The sequence below is a fragment of the Mesorhizobium sp. B2-1-3A genome (assembly GCF_006442655.1).
Classification (GTDB): domain Bacteria; phylum Pseudomonadota; class Alphaproteobacteria; order Rhizobiales; family Rhizobiaceae; genus Mesorhizobium.
The window spans coordinates 312282-334859 of sequence record NZ_VFWK01000007.1 but is presented as its reverse complement, the minus strand read 5'-3'; the positions used below and the strand labels follow the sequence as shown (position 1 = coordinate 334859).

Below are 22578 nucleotides of genomic sequence, written 5' to 3'. Positions count from 1 at the left end.
CGCCGCATGAGCGCGGTTGAAAACGGAGGCGGGCGCGGTGGTGCCCGCGCCGTCGCCCTTGCATCATCGCTCGGCCGTTTCCTGGTCATCGCGGTGACGACCTATCTTGGTCTTCTCGCAGTCACCTTCTTCATTGGCCGTGTCATCCCGATCGACCCGGTGCTGGCAGTGCTCGGGGACCGGGCGCCGGCCAATGTCGTCGAGCGCACGCGTCGCGAGATGGGCCTCGACCTGCCGCTGATCGAGCAGTTCTACATCTATGTGAAAAATGCCCTGAGTGGTGATTTCGGCACTTCGGTGCTGACCACCAATCCGGTCATGACCGACATCCGCCGCGCGCTTCCGGCAACGACGGAACTGGCGACGCTCGGGACACTGATCGGCGCGCTGTTCGGCGTACCGTTGGGCGTGCTGGCTGCGGTGAAGCGCGGCAGCATCATCGACCAGGTCGTGCGTGTGATTGGCCTGATCGGTTATTCCGTGCCGATCTTCTGGCTCGGCCTGCTCGGCCTGGTGCTGTTCTACGCCAAGCTGCAATGGGTGGCTTTTCCGGCCCGGCTCGACGTCGTCTACGAATACACCTTCACGCCGATCACCGGTTTCTACCTCCTCGATTCGGCGATGCAGGGTCAGTGGGATGTCTTCCGGGATGCCTTCCGCCACATCATCCTGCCGGCCTCGCTGCTCGGCTATTTCTCGCTCGCCTATATCAGCCGCATGACGCGCTCGTTCATGCTCAACGAACTGGCGCAGGAATACATCGTCGCGGCGCGCGCCAAGGGCCTGTCGGAAACCCGCATCATCTGGGGCCACGCGCTGCGCAACGCCGCCGTGCCGATGGTGACGGTGATCGCGCTCTCCTATGCCGGTCTGCTCGAAGGTTCGGTGCTGACGGAGACCGTCTTTTCCTGGCCAGGCATCGGCCTCTACATCACCAACTCGCTGCAGAACGCCGACATGAACGCCGTGCTCGGCGGCACCATCGTCATCGGTTCGGTGTTCATCGGCATCAACCTTTTGTCCGATCTTCTCTACCGTGTGCTCGATCCGAGGACGAAGGTAAGATGAGCACAGACACCATCCAGAGCCGACGCGACTGGTTGCTCAGCGAGCGGCCGGCCTCGCGCATGCAGGCAAGACTCGGCCGCGCCTATGTCGCGTGGCGGCGCTTTTCCGCCAACCGGCTGGCCTTTGTCGGCCTGCTAATCATCATCGCCTTGCTGGTCATCGCCGCGCTTGCCGGCGTGCTGGCGCCCTATTCACCGACTTTCGGCGACTTGAAGAATTCGCGGCTGCTGGCGCCCAGCGCCGAGCACTGGTTCGGCACCGACGACCTCGGCCGCGACATCTATTCGCGCATCCTCTACGGCTCGCGCTGGACGCTCTATGTCGTCATACTGGTCGCCATCATCGCCGCCCCCATCGGTCTGCTGGTCGGCACCGTTGCCGGTTACGCCGGTGGCTGGACCGATGCCATCCTGATGCGCATCACCGATATCTTCCTCGCCTTTCCGAAGCTGGTTCTGGCGCTGGCCTTCGTTGCCGCCCTCGGCCCCGGCATTGAAAACGCGGTGCTGGCGATAGCCATCACCTCCTGGCCGCCTTACGCTCGAATTGCCCGCGCGGAAACGCTGACGGTGCGCAATTCCGATTACATCAAGGCGGTGCAATTGATGGGCGCTTCGCCCTTCCGCATCGTGCTGCGCCACATCATGCCACTCTGCATCTCCTCGCTGATCGTCCGCGTGACGCTCGACATGGCCGGCATCATCCTGACCGCCGCCGGCCTCGGCTTCCTCGGTCTCGGCGCGCAGCCGCCGCTGCCCGAATGGGGCACCATGATCGCGTCCGGCCGCCGCTTCATTCTCGATCAATGGTGGGTGGCCGGTGCGCCCGGCTTCGCCATCCTCATCGTCAGCCTCGGCTTCAACCTGCTCGGCGACGGCCTGCGCGACGCGCTCGATCCCCGCAGTGGTGACCAATGAGCGCGCTTCTCGACGTCGAGGACCTGCGTGTCACCTTCCCAACCCGCACTGGGTTGATCGAAGCGGTGCGCGGCGTCTCCTTCTCGCTTGGCCGCGAACGGCTCGGCATCGTCGGCGAGTCCGGCTCCGGAAAATCGCAGACCGGCCGCGCCATCATGGGCCTGACGCCGCCGCAAGCTCGGATATCGGCCAGAAAACTGGCCTTCGACGGCATCGACCTGCTCGGCATTTCGGCGCGCCAACGCCGGGCACTGCGCGGCAACCGCATCGCCATGATCCTGCAGGATCCGAAATATTCGCTCGACCCGGTGATGAGCATCGGTCGCCAGATCGTCGAGACCTTGCGCACGCACGAAAAGGTCTCCAAGGCCGAAGCGCGCGAGCGGGCGCTGGCCATGCTGGAGGCGGTGCAGATCCGCGATCCCAAACGCGTTTTCGACCTGCATCCGCACGAAGTGTCCGGGGGCATGGGCCAGCGCGCCATGATCGCCATGATGCTGATCGCCGGACCGGAAATGATGATCGCCGACGAACCGACCTCGGCGCTCGACGTCACTGTGCAGCTCGACGTGCTCGGCATCCTCGATAAATTGGTCAGCGATCGCGGCATGGGGCTGATCTTCATTTCGCATGATCTGCGCCTGGTCTCGTCCTTCTGCGACCGCGTCATCGTCATGTATGCCGGCAAGGTGGTCGAGCAGCTCAAGGCCTCCGAACTGGGCCAGGCCCAGCATCCCTACACGCGCGGCCTGCTCAACTGCATGCCCAGGATAGGCTTCGAACGCCACCCGCTGCCGGTGCTCGACCGCAAGCCGGAGTGGGCGGCATGACTTCTGCGATCACCGCCGACGGGCTGGAAGTGATCTTCGACCGGTTTCGCGCGCTGAAAGGCGTCAGCCTCGAAGTCAGGTCAGGCGAATCCTTCGGCCTGGTCGGCGAGAGCGGCTCCGGCAAATCGACGCTGCTCAGGGCCATCGCCGGCCTCGCGCCGGTCGCTTCGGGCAGCATCACCGTCAATGGCAAGAAGCTCGGCACGCGTCGCGACAAGGCGTTTTACCGCGAAGTGCAGATGGTCTTCCAGGATCCCTATGGCTCGCTGCATCCGCGCCAGACCGTCGACCGCCTGCTGCAGGAACCGCTTGCCATCCACGGCTTTGCCGATGGTGAAAAGCGCATCGAGCGTGCGCTTGATGAGGTCGGTCTCGGCAACGGCTTCCGCTTCCGCTACGCGCATCAATTGTCGGGCGGCCAGCGCCAGCGGGTGGCGATCGCGCGTGCGCTGATCCTCGAGCCGTCCATCCTGCTGCTCGACGAGCCGACCTCGGCACTCGATGCCTCGGTGCAGGCGGAAGTGCTGAACCTGTTGGAAGAGGTCCGCCGGCGGCGCAAGCTGACCTTCCTGATGGTCAGCCACGACCTCGCCATCATCACCCATATGTGCGAGCGGCTGATGGTGATGCAGAGCGGTGAGGCGGTCGAGAATCTGACTGCCGCCCAACTTGTCGCGCACCGCGTGACCGAGGATTATACGCGCAACCTGCTGCGAGCCAGCGACGGGTTTGTGCGGGCGTAACTGGGTTTTCTACGTCGAGTTCTGTCGCGCCCCCCTCTGGCCTGCCGGCCATCTCCCCCACGGGTGGGGAGATTGGCAGTCATCGCGGCTTTCGCCAATCTCCAGTGTTGTAGAATGGTCGCGGCGCCGAGACAGCCGATCTCCCCACCCGTGGGGGAGATGGCCGGCAGGCCAGAGGGGGGCGCTGTCCCGTCGGCTGTCAATTTTGTATCGAATGAACGCACTTCCGTTTATGCCGCCCCGCCCTCCGGCAGTGCTTCGCCTTGCGCACCGTCCTGCTCCTGCTTGGGCTCCTTGATCCGGAACCACGTCACATAAAGCGCCGGCAGGAACAGCAGCGTGATCGCCGTACCCGCGATGATGCCGCCCATCATCGCGTAGGCCATCGGGCCCCAGAACACTTCGCGCGCGATCGGGATCAGCGCCAGGCTGGCGGCGGCCGCCGTCAGCGCGATCGGCCGCATGCGGTGTTCGGTCGCCTCGATGACGGCCGTCCATCGGTCCTTACCCTCTCGGACGAGGTCCTCGATCTGCACGATCAGGATGACCGAGTTGCGGATCAGGATGCCGATCAGCGCCAGCACGCCGAGGATGGCGACGAAGCCGAGCGGCGCGCCGCTCGGCACCAGGGCGGCCACCACGCCGATCAGCCCGAGCGGCGCCACCGCCACGACCAGGAACAGACGCTGGAAGCTCTGCAACTGCACCATCAGGATGGTCGCCATGATGAACAGCATCAGCGGCACCACGGCCGCGATCGGCCCCTGGCTTTTGGCGCTTTCCTCGACCGAGCCGGCGGTTTCGACCGAATAGCCCGGCGGCAGCTTGGCGATGAAGGCATCCACCGACGGCTTCAACTCGTTGACCACGGTGGCCGGCAGCGTGTCGCCCACCATGCCGGCGCGCACGGTGATCGTCGGAATGCGGTCACGCCGCCACACTGTCGGCTGCTCGAGATCGTAACTGAAATTGGCCACCGCCGCGAGCGGGATGGCTTCGCCGCTGCTGGTCGGCAGCTGCATGTTCTGCAGCGTCCCGATCGAGCCGCGTTCGGCATCGCGTGAGCGCGCCACGACATTGATCAGATAGGTGGCGTCGCGCACCTGGGTGATGGTGGCGCCGCCGACCGTGCTGTTGAGCGCACTGGCGATGTCGGACGAGGTGATGCCGAGCTGGCGTGCCTTGTCCTGCAGCACGTCGACCCTCAGCACGCGCTGCGGCTCGTTCCAGTCGAAGGTGGGTGCTGCGAGCTTCGGATTGGCCGAGATGAGGCCGGCGAATTGCTGCGCCAACTCGCGCACCGTCTGGATGTCGGGACCGCCGACGCGATACTGCACCGGACGGCCGACAGGCGGTCCGAGTTCGAGCAGTTTGACGAATGCGTCGGTGCCGACAAACTCCTCGCGCAGCAGCTTCTCCAGCGCCGGCTTGACCCGGTTGCGCGCCTCGAGGCTCTTGGTGACGATCACGGTCTGGCCGAAATAGGGGTTGGCCGGCTGCACGTCATAGGCCAGCACGAAGCGCACCGCGCCCTGGCCGATATAGGACGAGAAATGATCGATGTCGGGATTGCCGACCAGCGCCCGCTGCTCGAACCGCTCCATCTGGTCGCGCGTCTCGGCGATCGACGAGTTCTGTGGCAGGTTCCAGTCGACGATCAGCTCCGGCCGGTCCGACGGCGGGAAGAACTGTTGCTGGACGAGGCCGAAGCCGGCGATCGAGGCCGCGAACAACAGCACCGTGACGATGATGGTCAGCCAGTGCCGGCGCACCGAAAACACCAGCACCCGCCGGAACAGCGAGGTGAATCGGCCAGGCTGGTCGTGATGCTTGGTCTTCATCGTCGCCGGCAGGATGGTTACTCCCAGCAGCGGCGCGAACAGCACCGCCACGATCCATGACACCAGCAACGACACGGCGATGACGACGAACAGGGTGAAGGTGTATTCGCCGGCGGCACTTGAGTTGAGACCGATCGGGATGAAGCCGGCGACTGTCACCAGCGTGCCGGTCAGCATTGGGAAAGCGGTCGACGTGTAGACATAGGTCGCCGCCTTGCGCAGGTTGTCGCCAACCTCCAGCCGCGCCACCATCATCTCGACCGCGATCATGGCGTCGTCGACCAGAAGCCCGAGCGCGATGATCAGCGCGCCCAGCGAAATGCGCTGCAACGAAATGCCGAGATACTCCATGACCGTGAAGGTGATGGCCAACACCAGCGGAATCGACAGCGCCACGACGAAGCCGGCGCGCATGCCAAGGCTGATGAACGAGACAGCAAGCACGATGGCCACCGCCTCGAACAGCGCGCGGGTGAAGCCCGAGACCGCCTCCTCGACGATCACCGGCTGGTCCGCGACCAGATGCACGCCGACGCCGACCGGCAGGTCGGCCAGCACCTTGTCCATCTCTCTGTGCAGCGCCGCGCCGAATTCGAGCAGATTGGCGTTGGGCTTCATGCCGATGGCGAGCGCGATGGCGTCCTGGCCGTTGAAACGGAACAGCGCCGTCGGCGGATCGACATAGCCACGTGTGATCGTCGCCACGTCGCTCAGCCGGAAGAAGCGGTCGTTGACGCGCAGATTGATGGCACGCAGGCTCTCTTCGGACGTGAACTGGCCGCCGACGCGCACGCTGATGCGCTCCGGTCCGGACTGGATGACGCCGGACGGCGTTATCGCGTTCTGCGCCTGCAGGCTGGCGACGATTGCCTGCTGGTTAAGGCCAAGGGCCGCGATCTGGCGCGTCGAGAATTCCAGATATATGGCTTCGTCCTGCGCCCCCACGAGATCGACCTTGCCTGCATTGGGCACGGTCAGGATTCTCGTGCGGACGTCCTCGACATAGTCGCGCAACTGGCGCGGTGTCAGCCCGTCCGATGTGAAGGCGTAGATGTTGCCATAGACATCGCCGAAGCGGTCGTTGAAGAACGGCCCCTGCACGCCTTGCGGAAACTGCGCCTTGATATCGTTGACCATGTTGCGCACCTGAAGCCAGTTCGGCACGACATCGCGCGCCCTGGTGGTGTCCTTCAGGTTGACGAATATGACGGTCTGGCCGGCGGTGGTGACGGATCTGGTGAAGTCGAGGCTGTCGAGCTCCTCGAGCTTCTTCTCGATGCGGTCGGTCACCTGCTGCACCGTCTCCTTGACCGACGCGCCCGGCCAGTTGGCCTGGATGATCATCGTCTTGATGGTGAAGTTGGGGTCTTCCTCACGGCCGAGATTGAGGTAGGAGAATATGCCGGCCACCACGAAGACCAGCATGAAATACCAGACCATGGAGCGGTGGCTGAGCGCCCAGTCGGAGAGATTGAAGCCCTTCATCAGACGCCGCCCTCCGGCACTCTAACCTTCTGGCCTTGGCTCAGGCTATGGACACCGGCGGTGACCACGCGCATGCCGGCCTCAAGTCCCTCGGCCACAGTGAAGGTGCCGCCATTCCTGGAAGCGATCTTGATGTCGCGCGTACTCACGCTCGACGTCTGCGGATCGACGATCCACACTTTGTCGGAACCGTTCTTTTCGAGCAACGCCGACATGGGCAGTTCGATCGTCGGCGCCACCTTGGTCACGCGGGTTGCCGTTACCGTCGAGCCGAGCCTGAAGGCCTGCGGCGGATCGGTGAGCGTCAGCCGCACGCGCCGGGTGCGCGTCGAGCCCTCCGCCTGTGGCGCGATCTCGCGCAGCTTGGCCTCGGTCTGGATCGTCGGCAGCGATTGCAGGATGACCTGGAACGGCGTGCCGGCGGTGAGATCGCCGATCAGCTGGTCGGGAATGTCGACCACCGCTTCGCGCAGGTCGGAGCGCGCCACGGTGACGACTGTCTGGCCCGCCGAGACCGTTTGCCCGACCTCGGCGCCGACCGCGGTGACGACGCCGTCGAAGTCGGAGAACAGCCTGGCATAGCCAAGCTGTTCCTGCGATTTGGCCAGCGAAGCCCTGGCCCGCTCGACGCTGGCTTCCGCGGCCTTGCGCGCCTGCTGCGCGGCATCGAAGACGGCCTGCGACGCGTTGGCCGACGCCAGCAGCTGGCGCTGGCGCTCCTCGCTCGCCGCGGCGTTGGCGAACTGTGCCTCGGCATTGGAGAGCTCTGCCTTGGCCGCCTGCACCGCCAGTTCCAGCGCGGTCGGGTCGAGCGCGGCGATCGTCGTGCCCTTGGTGACGATGTCGCCGACCTTGACGTCGCGGGAGACGACCCGGCCAAGCAGGCGGAAGGCAAGGTCGGCGCTAACCTGCGGCTCGACCGAGCCGGCGAAGCCGAAGGTCTCGGTCGTGCGCGGCTCGACCACCACCGAAAGCACTGGCCGGATGATTTCCGTCGGCTTTTCTTCGGATTTCGAGCAGGCGCCAAGCGCGCCAAGCGCGAACAGGCCAAGCAAGATTCGTGGCAGCCGGTTCATTGGCCCGCCCCCGATATCTCCACCGTCTGGCCGGGACTGAGTAACTGCCCGCCCGCGGTAACGACACTCTGGCCTTCGTTGAGACCGCTGGCGACGACGACCGTGCCCGAATCGAAGGCCAGCACCTCGATCGGCGTCGTCGACACTGCCTTGGTCGCTGGGTCGACAATCCAGACGGCCGGCCTGCCGGCGCTGGACGTCAGGGCCTGCCAGGGCAACAGGATCGCCTTCGTCGGTTTGGCGCCGACCGAGCCGATCACGGCCGCCCCCAGCGGCATGCCGGCGGGCGTGTCGGCAATGCCGACCCTGACCCGGATCGAACCGGAGGCCTGGTCCACCACCGGCGAGATTTCGCGCACCTTGCCAGTTGCCCGGACCTGCGGATCGGCCAGCAGCGTGATCGTCACCGCCGGCGAGGCCGGCGTCCTGGCGACCAGCGTCTCCTGCACGTTGAACACGGCGTCACGGTCACCGTCCTCGGCGACGGTAAAGACGGTTTGCGCCGCTTGCACCACCTGGCCGGTTTCGACCTGGCGGGCGGTGATGACGCCGGGGGCGCCCGCCTTGAGCTCGGTGAAGGACAGGTTTTGCTGGGCATTGGCGAATGCGCTCTGCGCGGCATCGACACTGCCTTGCGCCACCTTCATCGCCTGGTCGGCGGCGTCATAGTCGCGCCTGGTGGTGAAGCCCTGGGCAAGCAGCGTCTTCTGCCGCTGGAAGGCGGCGGCGGACTGGGTCAGCTGCGCCTGCGCCGCATCGAGATCGGCTTGTGCGGAGCGCAGATCGGATTCCTGTTCCTGCGGATCGATGCGGGCCAGCACCGCGCCCTGGTCGACATGCTGGCCGACATCGACAAACCGCTCGGCGACGCGGCCGCCGACCCGAAACGACAGATTGTTCAGCGTGCGCGCCGCGATCACCCCGGTCAGCGAGGTCCTCGGTGCGTAGTCGGCCATCGCCACCGTTTCCGCGCGCACCATGACCGGCAGTTTCTTGGCCGCCGCTTCCTGCTTCTGGCAACCGGCCAGCAGCAGGGCGGCTGCGCAGACGCAGACTGCCGAGGGAAAAGACAAAAGGCTGGAGGTTTTGACGGATGGCGGCGAGACGGACGATGTCGCGTTCCTGCTCATGGGCTCCCCCAGCCGCGGGCCACTCGCTGACAGCAATGCCTCGCCGATATGCGGAGGATAATCGATCCCCCGAAAAAGGAAACCGTTCTCGTACCTGTATCGCCCGACTGGTTAAGGGCGGAGATCTGCTCGTCGCAGGCCCAATCGCCATCCGCTGGTGCCGACTTGAGGAAAACATGAAATAAGGTCAGAAGACATCTGATCAACGAGGACGGGCGCCGGCCCGATGAGGGATATCATGAAGAATTCAGCCATTTCCGAACGCAAGAACCAGTCGATCTCGCGCGGCGTCGGCATGACCACGCAAATCTACGCCGACCGGGCTGAAAACTCGGAGATCTGGGATGTCGAGGGCCGCCGCTACATCGACTTCTCGTCCGGCATCGCCGTCGTCAACACCGGCCACCGCCACCCCAGGGTGATCGAGGCGGTCAAGGCGCAGCTCGACCGTTTCACCCACACCTGCCACCAGGTCGTGCCGTATGAGAGCTATGTCAGGCTGGCCGAGCGGCTGAACGCCATGCTGCCCGGCAAGTTCGAGAAGAAGACCATTTTCGTCACCACCGGCGCCGAGGCGGTCGAAAATGCCATCAAGATCGCCCGCAACGCCACCGGCCGCCAGGCCGTCATCGCCTTTGGCGGCGGCTTCCACGGCCGCACCTTCATGGGCATGGCGCTGACCGGCAAGGTTGTTCCCTACAAGGTCGGCTTCGGCGCCATGCCGGGCGACGTCTACCACGTGCCGTTCCCCGTGGCGCTGCATGGTGTCTCGGTCGCCGATTCGCTTGCCGCGCTCGACAAGCTGTTCAAGGCCGATGTCGATCCGGCCCGCGTCGCCGCGATCATCATCGAGCCTGTCCAGGGTGAGGGCGGCTTCTACGACGCGCCGCGCGAACTCCTGACCGCGCTGCGCAAGCTCTGCGACCAGCACGGCATGCTGCTGATCGCCGACGAGGTGCAGACGGGCTTCGCCCGCACCGGCAAGATGTTTGCGATGGATCATCATGAGGTCGCGGCCGACATCACCACCATGGCCAAGAGTCTTGCCGGCGGCTTCCCGCTGTCGGCGGTGACCGGCCGCGCCGAGATCATGGACGCGCCTGGCCCGGGCGGCCTCGGCGGCACCTATGGCGGCAGCCCGATCGGCGTCGCCGCGGCACACGCCGTGCTTGACGTGATCGAGGACGAAAAGCTGTGCGACCGCGCCAACACGCTTGGCGCGCGGCTGAAGCAGCGCCTGCAGTCGATCCGCGACGACGTGCCCGAGATCGTCGATATCAGGGGCCTCGGCTTCATGAACGCGGTCGAGTTCAACGACGTCAAGAAGGGCCTGCCCTCGGCCGAGATCGCCAACGCCATCCGGCTGAAGGCACTCGACAAAGGCCTGATCCTGCTGACCTGCGGCGTCTACGGCAACGTCATCCGTTTCCTGGCACCGATCACCATCCAGGACGAGGTCATGAACGAGGCGCTCGACATCCTGGAAAGCTCGATCCGCGAAGTCTGCGCTGCCTGAAACGCAGCGCCACTTCTCTTCAAGCCCTATTGTCAGGAGCTTGGATTCTGTAGCCAGGCGGGAATGTCCCGCTTGGCATGCAGCACCCGCCACACATCGATATGGTCGGGCTGCTCAAGATAGAAGATCAGATACGGATAGCGCTTGAGTTGCACGCTTCGCAGACCAGGCAGTCCAATTTCGTAGGCAAACCTAAGAGAGCCAGATGCCGGATAGCTCGCTATCAACTTGTAGGCGTTTTGAAGCTCCCCGACGTAGCCCAATGCCATATGCGAACCAACTTCGCGCGCATAGTAATCAACAGCGTCCTCGATATCCCGCAGAGCAAGGTTTCGAGGAATAACTGCCTTTGTGGCCACGTAAATTACTGGCCCTGCGCCCGTTTTCGCAGCGCGGCAAAATAGTCATCATCAACGGGAGCTCCCGGCGCCGATGATGCGCCCTCAAGGAGCAAACCACGCAGAAGTTGACGATCCTGATCGTGGCGGATCAATTCACGCACATACTCGCTGCTCGTGCCATAGCCGCGATCAGTCACCTGCTGATCGACAAAATGCTTCAAGCTGTCGGGCAGTGAGATGTTCATGGTGCTCATGCAGGCATTTTATGGGGTATGGCAAAAATTGGCAACCCTATGCTCTCGCCTTGGCTGGTTCTATATTTTGAAACTCGGCCAGCGCCGCCTTCAGCCCATCCGGCCCCGCCGCCACTGTCTGCGGCGTCGGCGAGAAGCCGGCACCGAGCATCTTGCGGCCAAGCATGTGGTCGCCGGGGCGGTTGACGGATTCGATGCCGAGCAGCCGGTCGCCGGCATAGTGATAGATGGAAAACTTGTTGTCGGGCAGGTCGCCCAGCACGACGTGGCTGTCGCCGCCGGCGGTCAGCCCGACCATCTGCAGCTTCATGTCGCCAATATCGGACCAGAACCATGGCACCGCCGAATAGGCGTCCGCGTGACCGGTGATCGTGCGGGCCGCGAGCCGCGCCTGGTCGGTGGCGTTCTGCACCGATTCCAGCCGCACGTCGCCACCGGTGAACCAGTGCCGGTAGGAGGCGGCGTCGCCGATGGCCAGGATTTCCGGCACCGAACTGCGCATCTGGTGGTCGACGCGGATGCCGTTGGCGATGGCAAGGCCGGCGTCCTGTGCCAGCTCGACATTGGGCACGGCGCCGATGCCGACGATGACCATGCGCGCCGGCAGCCTTTCGCCCGACGAGGTGATCGCGGCCACGACATGGCCGTTTTCGCCTTCGAGCCTTGAAATCGAGGTACCGGTCATGATGCGCACGCCGCTCGCCTCCAGCCGCTGGCGGACATGGTTGGCCACCACGGGCGCCACCGCGCGGCCAAGCAGCCGGTCGACCGCTTCCACCACGGTCACCGTGCGGCCGGCCGCGCGCAGCGTCGCGGCGATCTCCAGTCCGATAAAACCGCCGCCGAGGATGACGACATCCTCGCTGTTTGCGCTGAGCTCCCGGATCAGCCGTGCGTCGGCCAGCGAGCGCAACGACAAGACACCGGACAGGTCCGAGCCTGGCAGCGGCAGGACGCGTGGGCGCGACCCGGTCGCCAGGATCAGATGGTCGAAGGCAAGTTCGCCGCCGCCTGATATCTCCAGGCTGTGGCGGCTGGCATCGATACGCTCGATCCGGATGCCCGGCCGGTAGTCGATCGCGTTGCCGGTATAAAAGGCCTCACCCCGCAAGGGTTGCGGCTTGGCCTCGGCATCCTTGATGAAGGTCTTCGACAGCGGCGGCTTGTGGTAAGGCAACTCCTTCTCGTCGCCGACGAGGATCACCGGCCCGTCATAGCCGTCCTCGCGCAGACTGGCGGCCGCCTGCACGCCCGCGTGACCCGCACCGACAATGACCACACCGTTCTTCATCGCATTCCGATCCCGATTCGATCCTAGGGCGTCTCGCCAAGTGGCAATTGTCTGGCGCCGCCGCAAGTGAGCGTTTGCGGGTCGCACCCGGGATGACGGCTGTCAATCGTACAGTTCGGCGGCAAAGCCGGTACAGTCGAGACATAAAGTTGACCTTCGTAGTTTAGAATAATTCTAAACTATTGTTTCAATTGGCTTTTCCAGACGATTTTCATTGACTTCCATGGGCGTCGAAGCTTTATGGAAGCCTGCGCGTTAGCGCATCCCTTTGATGTCTGGGCCTTGAACCCGTTCGATTGGAGGCATTTTGGTGTCTTTCTTCCCTGAACCGCGCGATCGCGTGGCAAGTCTTGCGCCCCATGGCATCAACATGGCCTGGCGCCGGCCGCCGCACGCGCCGTTTATACAATTTCCAAAAAACTGGAGAGCGATAATGACAGCACGATATGGCGGCAGGCTTGCGGCGATTGGCGCCACGGCACTGCTGACGGCGGCGGTGTTTGTGCTGCCGGCCAAGGCGGAAACCGATGCGAAAGCGGTCATCAAGACCTATTCCGACATCGCGCTTGCCAAATATGAGGATTCGCTGACCGCGGCCCAGGCCCTCGACAAGGCGGTCGACGCGCTGCTTGCCAATCCGTCCGCGGACACGCTCAAGGCCGCTCGCGACGCCTGGAAAGCATCGCGCGTGCCTTACCAGCAGACCGAGGTCTACCGCTTCGGCAACAAGCTCGTCGACGATTGGGAAGGCAAGGTGAATTCCTGGCCGCTGGACGAAGGCCTGATCGACTATGTCGCCAAGAGCTACGGCACCGAATCGGATGCGAATTCGCTCTATACCGCCAATGTCATCGCCAACAAGGAAATCGAGATCAACGGCAAGAAGGTCGATGCCTCCAAGCTTTCGCCGGAATTCCTGTCCGGCACGCTGCAGGAGGCCGGCGGCATCGAGGCTAATGTCGCCACCGGCTATCACGCCATCGAATTCCTGCTCTGGGGCCAGGATCTGCACGGCACCGGCCCGGGCGCCGGCGAGCGCCCCTACACCGACTACGACCTCAAGAACTGCACCGGCGGCAATTGCGACCGCCGTGCAGAATATCTGAAGTCGGCCAGCACGCTTCTGGTTTCGGACCTGCAGGAGATGGTCGGCAACTGGAAGGAAGACGGCGCGGCGCGCAAGAACCTGGTCGATGGCGAGCCGAACACCGCGATCTCGGTCATCTTCACCGGCATGGGCTCGCTGTCCTATGGTGAACTGGCCGGCGAGCGCATGAAGCTCGGCCTGTTGCTGCACGACCCGGAAGAGGAGCATGACTGCTTCTCCGACAACACCTACAACTCGCATCTCTATGACGCGATCGGCATCCGTGCCGCCTACCTCGCCAGCTATACCAGGCTCGACGGCACCCTCGTTTCGGGGCCTTCGGTGCATGACATGGTCAAGGCAGCCGATCCGGCGATCGACAAGGAGCTGTCCGACAAGCTCGATGTCACCGTCGCCAAGATGGAGGCGATCAAGGCGCGGGCCGAGGCCGGTGAGGCCTATGACCAGCAGATCGCTGAAGGAAACAAGGAAGGCAACGCCACCGTGCAGGCGGCGATCGACGCGTTGGTCGACCAGACCAAGTCGATCGAACGTGCCGTTGGCTCGCTGAAACTCAACGCCATCGCCTTCGAAGGCTCCGACAGCCTCGACGCGCCCGACAAGGTGTTCAAGTAAGACCGAACCTGGTGCGCGGTTCCGGAGCCTGACAATTGGCTCCGGAATGGGCTCCAGGACCAATCAAGCCACACGGCGCGGAAGGCGCCGTCAGCCATCCGAGCACTATAAATGCTGATCTGCCATTGCAACATCATCACGGAGAGAGAGATCGAGCAGACGATCATCGGGCTGCTGGACCAGGACCCTTGGCAACTTATCGTGCCGGCAAAGATCTATCACTCGATGCAAAAGCGCGGTCGCTGTTGCGGCTGCTTCCCAAATGTGGTGGAAACGATCATTCGGGTCACCGAAAATTACCATGCCCGCTCGGAGGCGAGCGGCGTGGATGTCGTTTCACATCTGGATCGCGTCAGAGGCCTGCGCATCCAATACGGGAGCAGAACCCATGAAGGGCGAAAGTCAGATCATCGAGCGGCTTAACGAGGCTCTTTTTCTGGAGCTTGGAGCCGTCAACCAATATTGGCTGCATTTCCGTCTGCTGGAGGATTGGGGATACACCAAGCTGGCAAAGAAGGAGCGGGCGGAATCGATCGAGGAGATGCACCACGCCGACAAGCTCATCGCGCGCATCATCTTCCTTGAAGGCCATCCGAACCTGCAGTCCGTGGCGCCGCTGCGCATCGGGCAGAACGTCAAGGAAGTGCTCGAATCCGACCTTGCCGGCGAATATGACGCGCGCACTGCCTACAAGCGTTCGCGCGAGATCTGCCACGAGGTGGGCGATTACGTGACGATGAAACTGTTCGAGGATCTGCTGGCCGACGAGGAAGGTCACATAGACTTTCTAGAGACGCAGCTCGACCTGCTCGCCTCGATCGGCGAGGAGAAGTACGGCCAGCTCAACGCCGACTCGGCCAACGAGGCGGAGTAAAGGCATGCGGGAATGCGGCGCCCCCTAGAATTCCTGCGCCGCTCGCGGCGGGCCGCCGGCTCGCCGCTCCTCCTGAAAAGGCCAGCCGGACCGGCTGGTCGGCGCTGTACAATTCTTGTCCTGGCGCTGACATCGTCCGCGATCGCGGGTGACCTTCAGCCAGCCAGCCTTGCCACCACGCGCGGCGACCTCAATGCCCGGGATCAGGCGCGTGTCACCGCCGTCACCAGGCCGACCACGGATTTCTCCAAACCCGAGCCGTTCGAGCTGATGCAAGGTGGCGCCGGCACGTCCGAGAAGGACGTCAGCCGCGACGCCTTCTCGCAATCCTCGGCCAACATCACCTTCGAGGAAGAGGGCACTTTCAAGCTCGGCAACGCCTTGTTCCGCAAGAACTGGGTCTCTTCGCCATCCTCGACGCAGGCGTCGGACGGGCTTGGTCCGCTGTTCAACGAGCGGGCCTGCCAGAACTGCCATCTGAAGGACGGCCGCGGCCGTCCGCCGCAAGGCGATACCGGCACCACCTCGATGTTCCTGCGCCTGGCGCGGGACGCCCGCAGCGCCGAGGAAAAAGCGGCGATCGCCAACCGCCAACTGCTCAATTTTCCCGACCCGGTCTACGGCACGCAGTTGCAGGAGCTGGCGGTGCCCGGCCTGCGCGGCGAAGGCCGGATGCGCGTCGACTATCAGGAACGTAAGGTGGAGCTGACGGATGGCAACGTGGTTTCCCTGCGCAAGCCCAACTATTCCGTCACTGATCTCGCCTATGGGCCGCTCGATCCGCATACCACGCTGTCGCCGCGCCTGACGCCGCCGATGATCGGCCTTGGCTTGATCGAGCAGATCGCGCCGGCGGATATTCTGGCCCACGCCGATCCGGACGACCGCGACAATGACGGCATTTCCGGCAGGCCCAACATCGTGCTCGACGGTCTGAGCGGCGAGTTGACGCTTGGCCGTTTCGGCTGGAAGGCGCAGACCGCATCGATCCGGCAGCAGGCCGCGGATGCCTTTGCCGGCGATATCGGCATCTCGACGCCGGAAGAACCAAGACATTGGGGAGATTGCACCGCCGCGCAGTCGGAATGCCTCGCAATGCCGAATGGCGTGCAGGCGCGCCTCGGTCCGGTCGAGGCGCCGACGCCGGTGATGGATCTCGTCACCTTCTATTCGCAGAACCTGGCCGTGCCGGCACGCCGCGATCTCGCTGCGCCTGATGTGCTCGCCGGCAAGAAGGTCTTCTACGAGATGGGCTGCGTTTCCTGCCACACGCCGAAATTCGTCACTCGTCGCGATGCGCCCGACAAGGCGCAGGCCTTCCAGCTGATCTGGCCCTATTCCGACTTCCTGCTGCACGACATGGGTCCCGGCCTGGCTGACGGCCAGCCGGTAGGCGACGCGACGGGCAGCGAGTGGCGCACCCCGCCGCTGTGGGGCATCGGCCTCACCGAAACCGTCAACGGCAATTCCTTCTTTCTGCACGATGGACGCGCGCGCAGCCTGACCGAGGCGATCCTGTGGCATGGTGGCGAGGCGCAGAAGGCGCGCGACCGCTTTGCCGCCACCGATGTGGCCGAGCGCGATGCACTGATCAAATTCCTGGAGTCACTCTGATGCTGAAGCGTTCCGCCCTGGTTCTCGCTCTTCCGCTGGCCCTGCTGGGTGCCTTCCCCGCATCGGCGGCGGTGAAAGCCTCCGACATCGTCCAGCGGGCGATCGACGGCTTCGTCCGCCCGGCCTATGCCGATTTGCACCAGCATGCCGAAACCTTGACGAAAGCGATGCACAAGCTCTGCGAGGCGCCTTCGCGAGGCGAACTCGACACGGCGCGCACCGAGTTTTCCACCACGGTCCATGCCTGGTCATCGGCCGAGATCATCGGTTTTGGACCGATCAAGGAGAACAACCGTCTGGAGCGCATGCTGTTCTGGCCGGACCGCAAGAGCATCGGTCTCAAACAGGTGCAGGCGGCCTTGTCGGACAAGGATCCGGCAGCCGCCGATCCGGCACAGCTTGCCGGCAAGAGCGTCGCCATGCAGGGGCTCGGCGCGCTGGAATTCGTGCTTTTCGGCGACGGCGCCGATGCACTGACGGGTAAGGATGATCCCTATCGCTGCGCCTATGGCGCGGCGGTTGCCGGCAATATCCAAACCATGGCTGGCGAGGTCAGCGCAGCCTGGAACAAGCCGGACGGTTTTGCCGCACTCTGGGCCAATCCCGGGCCGCAGAACGCGCTTTACCGCGACGGCAACGAAGCGGTGACCGAACTGGTCGGCGTTTTCATCAACGAGTTGGAGATGGTCCGGGATGTCCGCCTGAAAGGTTTCCTTGGCGGCAAGCCCGAGGCGGACAAGCCCAAGCAGGCGATCTACTGGCGTTCGCAAAACACCACCAATTCGCTGGCGGGAAATCTCGCCGGCATCGATGCGCTGTTCCAGGCCTCCAAACTTGGCGATGCGCTGCCGCCCGATGCGCGCTGGATGGCCGAGTCGATCCATATCCAGCTGGTCAACGGTGTCGCCACCGCGAAGTCCGTCCCGGGTCCGATCGACAAGGCGCTCGCGGACCCGGCTCTGCGCGAGAAACTCGAGCATTTCGCCCTGATAACCTCGAGCCTGTCGACTCTGATCGGCACCCGGCTGACCGCCGAATTCGGCCTGACCGCAGGCTTTTCGTCGCTCGATGGAGATTGATCCTTGAAAACGCCGCTGATCGATCGTCGGGATTTCCTGAGAGCCGCGGGCATCGGCTTTGCCGCTGCGATGGCACCGTCCGCCTGGGCAAGGACACTTGCTGCCGACGCCGTCTTCGCCACCGCCTTCGTCAAGCGCGACGGCAGTTTTGGCGCCGCCGTCCTGTCCGAGGCGGGCAAGGTGCTGCATGCGATCGATCTGCCCGATCGCGGCCATGACGTCACCTTCGATCCCGTATCGAAGCGCTCAGTGGTCTTTGCCCGCCAGCCCGGCACCTTCGCCGTGGTGTTCGATCATACCGGCCGCGACGCCCCGTTGACCATCGCCAGCATCACCGGCCGGCATTTCTTCGGCCATGGGGTGTTCTCGCCCGACGGCGCCCTGCTCTATGCCACCGAGAACGACTTCGACAACGCTGCCGGCGTCGTCGGCATCTACGATGCGCGGGCGAAGTTCAGCCGCATCGGTGAATTCCCGACTTACGGCATGGGTCCGCACGAGCTTCTGCTGCTGGGCGATGGCCGGACGATCGCGGTCGCCAATGGCGGCATCGAGACCCATCCCGACTATGGCCGCGCGGAACTCAACATCGCCACCATGAAGCCGTCCTACGTGCTGATCGACCGTGTCACGGGCGACCTGATCGAGAAGCATGAATTGGCGGCTTCCCTGCACCAACTGTCGATCCGCCACATGGACACCGACCAGGCCGGCACCGTCTGGTTCGGCTGTCAGTATAGGGGGCCGGGCACCGACCGTCCGCTGCTGGTCGGCCGCGCCGCGCGCGGCAAGGATTTGCAACTGCTCGACATGTCGCCGGACGTGCTGTCCGGCTTCCGCAACTATATAGGCTCGGTCGCCGCCAATCCCTTGGCGGGCACCGTCGCCGTCTCGTCACCGGAAGGCAATTCGCTTGCCGTGGTCGACGTGGTGAGCGGCAGGGTGGTCTCGACCAGTGCGCTGGTCGAGGTCTGTGGCCTGGCGCCGGACGGAGCTGGCTTCATGGCAACCACCGGCGCCGGCGAGATCATCGAGGGCAGCGGCGCGACACGGTCGGAACCGGACTATGTCTGGGACAACCACATGCTGCGCATCGAGCAGGTTTGACGTCGAGGCGGCGAAGCGAAGCCGCTTAACAAATTATGCTTGCGGTGGCGCCCCTTGGCGGGCACAGGGAAGTTGTTTTTCGGAACCGGTTGTTTCGTTTCATGAAAGTGCTTGCCATCGACTGTGCCGCCAGCCTCTGCGCCGCCTGCGTCTACGACGCGGCGGCCGGGCGGGAGCTTGGCCGCGCGGTGCTCGATCTCGGCAAGGGCCATGCCGAGCACCTGATGGCCGTCATCGCCGAGGCGCTGAAGGCGGGCGCGACCGACTATCCCGGCCTTGGCGCCATTGCCGTCTCTGTCGGCCCAGGGTCCTTCACCGGCCTGCGCGTCGGCGTATCGACCGCGCGCGGCCTGGCGCTGGCGTTGAAAATACCGGCGATCGGGGTGACGACGCTCGAGGCACTGGCCGCCGAGGCGGCAGCGGCATTTCCCGGCCGCGCCGTGCTGGCGGCGCTCGATGCCGGCCGCGAGGAAATCCATGCCGCGCTCTACGATAAAATGTCAGTTTTGACTTACGGTCCAGCGGTGACCAAATTGCCGGAAGCCACAGCTCTGGCGATGGAGAATCTTGCGGTGCTTGCCGGCACCGCGGCGGTGCAGATCGCCGCATCGGCGGGTCGGGTTTCCGACATCGGGCCTCGGACGGCCACCGCCGACATTGTCACATACGCCCGCCTTGCCGCCGCCAAAGGCGAGGGTGAAAGGCCGAAACCACTTTACCTGCGCGGCGCCGATGCAAAGCCGCAAGCCGGATTTATTCTTTCAAGGCAACAGAATTAATGCGCATACCTTTCTTACAGCCACGGCGCCGGGACTATGCGCTCGAGCCGCTCAGGATCACCGACAGCCCCGCGGTCTCGTTGCTGCATCGCGAGGATTTCGTCCGTCCGTGGACCGATGGCGAGTTCGCCGCTTTGCTCGAGCAGGACACCGTGTTCGGCTACGCCGCGCGCGAAACCGGGCAGGGCGCCAAGCCGCCTGTCGGTTTCGTGCTGGCCCGGCTGGCCGCCGGCGAGGGCGAGATCCTGACTGTCGCGGTGGCGCGATCTCATCGCCGCCAGGGACTGGGCTGGCAGTTGATGGACGCTGTGCTGCGCGAACTGCATGTGCAACGCGCCGAAGCGCTGTTCCTGGAGGTCGACGAGACCAACGTCGCCGCGATCGCCCTCTACCGTCGGCTGGGCTTCCGCGAAGTCGGCAAGCGCCCGGACTATTACAGGTCGCCCGATCGCGGGCCGACCGGTGCGCTTGTCATGCGCCGCGATCTTCGCTAGCCAGACGCCGCATGACCCCGAAAATCGGTTCCGATTTTCGGAAAGGATCATGCGCCGAGATTAAAGCATTACGGCGTCCTTTGCGCATCCGAGAGAACGCGCGGCGCTGTAATGGCAGGACCAGGACAGCATGATCGGAAAAATCAGGATTTTCCTGGCCCTGGGCCTTGTCGTCGCCGGTTCGCTGGTCCTGGTGCCGCTGCAAATCCTGTCGATGAAGACCGACTGGTGGCCGGAAACCTTCATCCTCAAGATCTGGCACAGGCTTGTGCTCAGGGCGCTTGGCATGCGCGTCCATGTCAAAGGGGCGCTGTCGGCCAAGCGCCCGTTGCTGGTTGCCTCGAACCACATCTCCTGGACCGACATCATGGTGCTGGGCTCTTTTGCCGATGTGAAGTTCATCGCCAGGGCCGATATGGAAGGCTGGCCGCTGATCGGCATGCTGTCCAAGCTGCAGCGCACCGTCTTCATCGAGCGCGAGCGCAAGCGTTCCTCCGGCGACCAGGCAAGCGAGATCGCCAGCCGCATGGCCAAGGGCGACGCCATGGTGCTGTTCGCCGAGGGGTCGACCGGTGACGGCAACGTCGTCCTGCCGTTCAAGAGCACGCTGTTCGGCGCCGCCTCGATGGCGATTTCGGAGGGAGCGGCCGAGCAGGTGTTTATTCAGCCGGTGGCGATCGCCTATACGCGCCTGCATGGCGTGCCGCTCGGCCGTCGGCACCGGCCGATCGCGGCCTGGATCGGGGACGAGGATCTGATGCCGCATCTCAAGGTGCTGATGGCGGAAGGCGCGCTCGACGTCGAAGTGCATTTCGGCGAACCGATCGCCTTTGCGAAGGGTTCGAACCGCAAGGAAACGTCGAAGCTGATGGAAAGCCAGGTGCGCGGGATGATGCAGGCGGCACTCGCCGATCCGCGCCCGAGCCGCTAGCCCCGACATGCGCCTTGGCGGCGCACACCGAGAATCGTCTGTTTTTTGTCACGGAAAGGCGTTAGAAGCCGCCGGATGGACTTGAACACGATTGAAAGCGACGACATCGGCACCGTGGCCGGACAGCAGGCAGTGCGCGCCACGGCAGCGAAGAAGGTCTTCGTCAAGACCTATGGCTGCCAGATGAACGTCTATGACTCCCAGCGCATGACCGACGCGCTGGCCGCCGACGGCTATACCGCGACCGATGCCATCGGCGAGGCCGATCTGGTGCTGCTCAACACCTGCCATATCAGGGAGAAGGCGGCCGAAAAGGTTTATTCCGAACTCGGCCGCATCCGCGACATGAAGGCGGAGCGCGCCATTGCCGGCCGAGAACTGCTGATCGGCGTCGCCGGCTGCGTGGCGCAGGCCGAGGGTGCGGAGATCATCAGGCGTTCGCCGGCCGTCGACCTGGTCATCGGGCCGCAGACCTATCACCGGCTGCCCGACGTGCTGGCGAGAGTGCGCGGCGGCGAGAAGATCGTCGAGACCGACTACGCCATCGAGGACAAGTTCGAACACCTGCCGCAGCCCAAGCGCGCCGAGGTGATCAAGCGCGGCGTCACCGCCTTCCTCACGGTGCAGGAAGGCTGCGACAAGTTCTGCACCTTCTGCGTCGTACCCTATACCAGGGGCTCGGAAGTCTCGCGGCCGGTGGCGCAGATCGTTGCTGAAGCCGAGCGCCTGGCCGAAGCCGGCGTGCGCGAGGTGACGCTGCTTGGCCAGAACGTCAATGCCTGGCACGGCCAGGGCGGGAACGGCGAGGAGTGGGGCCTTGGCCGGCTGCTGTTCCGGCTGGCTGAGATCCCCGGCCTGGCCCGGCTGCGCTACACCACCAGCCATCCGCGCGACATGGACGACGAACTGATCGCGGCCCACCGCGACCTGCCGTCGCTGATGCCCTATCTGCATCTGCCGGTGCAATCGGGCTCCGACCGCATCCTGAAATCGATGAATCGCAGGCACACGGCCAGGGATTATCTGGCGTTGCTCGACCGCATCCGCGCCGCGCGCCCCGATATCGCGTTGTCCGGTGACTTCATCGTCGGCTTCCCCGGCGAGACGGAAGCCGATTTCGAGGCGACCATGGAACTGGTGCGCCAGGTGAACTACGCTTCGGCCTTCTCGTTCAAATATTCGCCGCGTCCGGGCACGCCGGGCGCCGACATGCCTGATCATGTGCCCGAAACCATCAAGGACGAGCGCTTGCAGCGCCTCCAGGCACTGCTCCTGAAACAACAGCAGGATTTCGGCTTGAGCCTTGTTGGCAGCACCATCGACACGCTGATCGAGAAGCCCGGCCGCCAGGCTGGTCAGAAGGTCGGCCGCTCACCTTGGCTGCAGCCCGTTATTGTTGATGAAAAGGCCGGCGAAATCGGTGACATTATCCAGGTGCGAATCACGAAGACGGGCTACAACAGCCTGTTCGCCGAATTGGCCTGA

Annotated in this window: 21 protein-coding genes; 15 read left to right on the top strand and 6 right to left on the bottom strand. The window is 64.3% G+C overall.

The features are described from left to right. The first annotated feature begins 6 nt into the window (after positions 1 to 6). The 4 genes from FJ977_RS28740 to FJ977_RS28725 are packed head-to-tail and all read left to right on the top strand — an operon-like array spanning position 7 to position 3558. Positions 7 to 1068, top strand: coding sequence for an ABC transporter permease (locus tag FJ977_RS28740; protein ID WP_140775532.1), 1062 nt, complete (start codon positions 7 to 9; stop codon positions 1066 to 1068). After that, positions 1065 to 1985: a nickel transporter permease gene (nikC, locus tag FJ977_RS28735; protein WP_140775531.1), complete on the top strand. Its 921-nt coding sequence runs from the start codon at positions 1065 to 1067 to the stop codon at positions 1983 to 1985. Before FJ977_RS28740 ends, nikC begins: the two co-directional genes overlap by 4 nt. After that, on the top strand, positions 1982 to 2815 hold the full coding sequence (locus FJ977_RS28730) for an ABC transporter ATP-binding protein (RefSeq protein WP_140775529.1): 834 nt from the start codon (positions 1982 to 1984) through the stop codon (positions 2813 to 2815). Before nikC ends, FJ977_RS28730 begins: the two co-directional genes overlap by 4 nt. Next, a complete protein-coding gene (locus tag FJ977_RS28725) occupies positions 2812 to 3558 on the top strand; it encodes an ABC transporter ATP-binding protein (RefSeq protein ID WP_140775527.1) in 747 nt (248 codons plus the stop codon). The genes FJ977_RS28730 and FJ977_RS28725 overlap by 4 nt, the downstream gene beginning before the upstream one ends. 230 nt (positions 3559 to 3788) lie before the next feature. On the opposite strand, the gene FJ977_RS28715 is transcribed toward FJ977_RS28725, so the two are convergent. The 3 genes from FJ977_RS28715 to FJ977_RS28705 are packed head-to-tail and all read right to left on the bottom strand — an operon-like array spanning position 3789 to position 9090. Beyond that, positions 3789 to 6884, bottom strand: a complete 3096-nt coding sequence (locus FJ977_RS28715; RefSeq protein ID WP_140775526.1) for an efflux RND transporter permease subunit — start codon at positions 6882 to 6884, stop codon at positions 3789 to 3791. After that, positions 6884 to 7960, bottom strand: a complete 1077-nt coding sequence (locus tag FJ977_RS28710; RefSeq protein WP_140775525.1) for an efflux RND transporter periplasmic adaptor subunit — start codon at positions 7958 to 7960, stop codon at positions 6884 to 6886. The genes FJ977_RS28715 and FJ977_RS28710 overlap by 1 nt, the downstream gene beginning before the upstream one ends. Beyond that, positions 7957 to 9090, bottom strand: coding sequence for an efflux RND transporter periplasmic adaptor subunit (locus FJ977_RS28705; RefSeq protein ID WP_140775523.1), 1134 nt, complete (start codon positions 9088 to 9090; stop codon positions 7957 to 7959). Before FJ977_RS28705 ends, FJ977_RS28710 begins: the two co-directional genes overlap by 4 nt. 238 nt (positions 9091 to 9328) lie before the next feature. Here FJ977_RS28705 and FJ977_RS28700 point away from each other — a divergent pair, with 238 nt between their 5' ends. Next, positions 9329 to 10606 carry a 4-aminobutyrate--2-oxoglutarate transaminase gene (locus tag FJ977_RS28700; protein WP_056570441.1) on the top strand — a complete coding sequence of 426 codons (1278 nt, stop codon included), beginning with the start codon at positions 9329 to 9331 and terminating at the stop codon, positions 10604 to 10606. Positions 10607 to 10638: 32 nt separating this feature from the next. On the opposite strand, the gene FJ977_RS28695 is transcribed toward FJ977_RS28700, so the two are convergent. The 3 genes from FJ977_RS28695 to FJ977_RS28685 are packed head-to-tail and all read right to left on the bottom strand — an operon-like array spanning position 10639 to position 12492. Next, positions 10639 to 10965: a type II toxin-antitoxin system RelE/ParE family toxin gene (locus FJ977_RS28695; protein WP_140775522.1), complete on the bottom strand. Its 327-nt coding sequence runs from the start codon at positions 10963 to 10965 to the stop codon at positions 10639 to 10641. A 5-nt stretch (positions 10966 to 10970) separates the two neighbouring features. After that, positions 10971 to 11201: a type II toxin-antitoxin system ParD family antitoxin gene (locus FJ977_RS28690; RefSeq protein WP_027061046.1), complete on the bottom strand. Its 231-nt coding sequence runs from the start codon at positions 11199 to 11201 to the stop codon at positions 10971 to 10973. A gap of 37 nt (positions 11202 to 11238) precedes the next feature. Continuing rightward, positions 11239 to 12492 carry an FAD-dependent oxidoreductase gene (locus tag FJ977_RS28685; RefSeq protein ID WP_140775520.1) on the bottom strand — a complete coding sequence of 418 codons (1254 nt, stop codon included), beginning with the start codon at positions 12490 to 12492 and terminating at the stop codon, positions 11239 to 11241. A 433-nt stretch (positions 12493 to 12925) separates the two neighbouring features. Here FJ977_RS28685 and FJ977_RS28680 point away from each other — a divergent pair, with 433 nt between their 5' ends. From FJ977_RS28680 to miaB, 10 genes are all read left to right on the top strand, one after another. Further along, positions 12926 to 14215, top strand: coding sequence for an imelysin family protein (locus tag FJ977_RS28680; protein ID WP_140775519.1), 1290 nt, complete (start codon positions 12926 to 12928; stop codon positions 14213 to 14215). Between the two features lie 111 nt (positions 14216 to 14326). Beyond that, positions 14327 to 14638, top strand: a complete 312-nt coding sequence (locus FJ977_RS28675; RefSeq protein ID WP_140775518.1) for a (2Fe-2S)-binding protein — start codon at positions 14327 to 14329, stop codon at positions 14636 to 14638. Then, on the top strand, positions 14604 to 15089 hold the full coding sequence (gene bfr, locus FJ977_RS28670; RefSeq protein ID WP_140775516.1) for a bacterioferritin: 486 nt from the start codon (positions 14604 to 14606) through the stop codon (positions 15087 to 15089). Before FJ977_RS28675 ends, bfr begins: the two co-directional genes overlap by 35 nt. A 12-nt stretch (positions 15090 to 15101) precedes the next feature. After that, positions 15102 to 16703, top strand: coding sequence for a di-heme oxidoredictase family protein (locus FJ977_RS28665; protein ID WP_140775514.1), 1602 nt, complete (start codon positions 15102 to 15104; stop codon positions 16701 to 16703). Beyond that, positions 16703 to 17782 (top strand): imelysin family protein, encoded by a 1080-nt coding sequence (locus tag FJ977_RS28660; protein WP_140775513.1) that lies wholly within the window; start codon positions 16703 to 16705, stop codon positions 17780 to 17782. The genes FJ977_RS28665 and FJ977_RS28660 overlap by 1 nt, the downstream gene beginning before the upstream one ends. 3 nt (positions 17783 to 17785) lie before the next feature. Beyond that, positions 17786 to 18889 carry a DUF1513 domain-containing protein gene (locus FJ977_RS28655; protein WP_140775512.1) on the top strand — a complete coding sequence of 368 codons (1104 nt, stop codon included), beginning with the start codon at positions 17786 to 17788 and terminating at the stop codon, positions 18887 to 18889. 101 nt (positions 18890 to 18990) lie between these two features. Continuing rightward, positions 18991 to 19668: a tRNA (adenosine(37)-N6)-threonylcarbamoyltransferase complex dimerization subunit type 1 TsaB gene (gene tsaB / locus FJ977_RS28650; RefSeq protein WP_140775510.1), complete on the top strand. Its 678-nt coding sequence runs from the start codon at positions 18991 to 18993 to the stop codon at positions 19666 to 19668. Beyond that, complete coding sequence (rimI, locus tag FJ977_RS28645; protein ID WP_140775509.1) at positions 19668 to 20162, top strand: ribosomal protein S18-alanine N-acetyltransferase; 495 nt, start codon at positions 19668 to 19670, stop codon at positions 20160 to 20162. Before tsaB ends, rimI begins: the two co-directional genes overlap by 1 nt. A gap of 130 nt (positions 20163 to 20292) precedes the next feature. Then, positions 20293 to 21093 (top strand): 1-acyl-sn-glycerol-3-phosphate acyltransferase, encoded by an 801-nt coding sequence (locus FJ977_RS28640; RefSeq protein WP_140775507.1) that lies wholly within the window; start codon positions 20293 to 20295, stop codon positions 21091 to 21093. Between the two features lie 75 nt (positions 21094 to 21168). After that, the gene (miaB, locus tag FJ977_RS28635; RefSeq protein WP_140775506.1) at positions 21169 to 22578 is read left to right on the top strand and encodes a tRNA (N6-isopentenyl adenosine(37)-C2)-methylthiotransferase MiaB; all 1410 of its coding nucleotides are present in this window, start codon (positions 21169 to 21171) and stop codon (positions 22576 to 22578) included.

Bases quoted from the DNA above. Each gene is read 5' to 3' on its own strand.
- miaB (WP_140775506.1), top strand. From the start codon at position 21,169: ATGGACTTGAACACGATTGAAAGCGACGACATCGGCACCGTGGCCGGA.
- FJ977_RS28685 (WP_140775520.1), bottom strand. From the start codon at position 12,492: ATGAAGAACGGTGTGGTCATTGTCGGTGCGGGTCACGCGGGCGTGCAG.
- FJ977_RS28710 (WP_140775525.1), bottom strand. From the start codon at position 7,960: ATGAACCGGCTGCCACGAATCTTGCTTGGCCTGTTCGCGCTTGGCGCG.
- FJ977_RS28730 (WP_140775529.1), top strand. From the start codon at position 1,982: ATGAGCGCGCTTCTCGACGTCGAGGACCTGCGTGTCACCTTCCCAACC.
- FJ977_RS28740 (WP_140775532.1), top strand. From the start codon at position 7: ATGAGCGCGGTTGAAAACGGAGGCGGGCGCGGTGGTGCCCGCGCCGTC.
- FJ977_RS28640 (WP_140775507.1), top strand. From the start codon at position 20,293: ATGATCGGAAAAATCAGGATTTTCCTGGCCCTGGGCCTTGTCGTCGCC.
- bfr (WP_140775516.1), top strand. From the start codon at position 14,604: ATGAAGGGCGAAAGTCAGATCATCGAGCGGCTTAACGAGGCTCTTTTT.
- FJ977_RS28690 (WP_027061046.1), bottom strand. From the start codon at position 11,201: ATGAGCACCATGAACATCTCACTGCCCGACAGCTTGAAGCATTTTGTC.
- FJ977_RS28660 (WP_140775513.1), top strand. From the start codon at position 16,703: ATGCTGAAGCGTTCCGCCCTGGTTCTCGCTCTTCCGCTGGCCCTGCTG.
- FJ977_RS28715 (WP_140775526.1), bottom strand. From the start codon at position 6,884: ATGAAGGGCTTCAATCTCTCCGACTGGGCGCTCAGCCACCGCTCCATG.
- nikC (WP_140775531.1), top strand. From the start codon at position 1,065: ATGAGCACAGACACCATCCAGAGCCGACGCGACTGGTTGCTCAGCGAG.
- rimI (WP_140775509.1), top strand. From the start codon at position 19,668: ATGCGCATACCTTTCTTACAGCCACGGCGCCGGGACTATGCGCTCGAG.
- tsaB (WP_140775510.1), top strand. From the start codon at position 18,991: ATGAAAGTGCTTGCCATCGACTGTGCCGCCAGCCTCTGCGCCGCCTGC.
- FJ977_RS28700 (WP_056570441.1), top strand. From the start codon at position 9,329: ATGAAGAATTCAGCCATTTCCGAACGCAAGAACCAGTCGATCTCGCGC.
- FJ977_RS28675 (WP_140775518.1), top strand. From the start codon at position 14,327: ATGCTGATCTGCCATTGCAACATCATCACGGAGAGAGAGATCGAGCAG.
- FJ977_RS28665 (WP_140775514.1), top strand. From the start codon at position 15,102: ATGCGGCGCCCCCTAGAATTCCTGCGCCGCTCGCGGCGGGCCGCCGGC.
- FJ977_RS28705 (WP_140775523.1), bottom strand. From the start codon at position 9,090: ATGAGCAGGAACGCGACATCGTCCGTCTCGCCGCCATCCGTCAAAACC.
- FJ977_RS28680 (WP_140775519.1), top strand. From the start codon at position 12,926: ATGACAGCACGATATGGCGGCAGGCTTGCGGCGATTGGCGCCACGGCA.
- FJ977_RS28725 (WP_140775527.1), top strand. From the start codon at position 2,812: ATGACTTCTGCGATCACCGCCGACGGGCTGGAAGTGATCTTCGACCGG.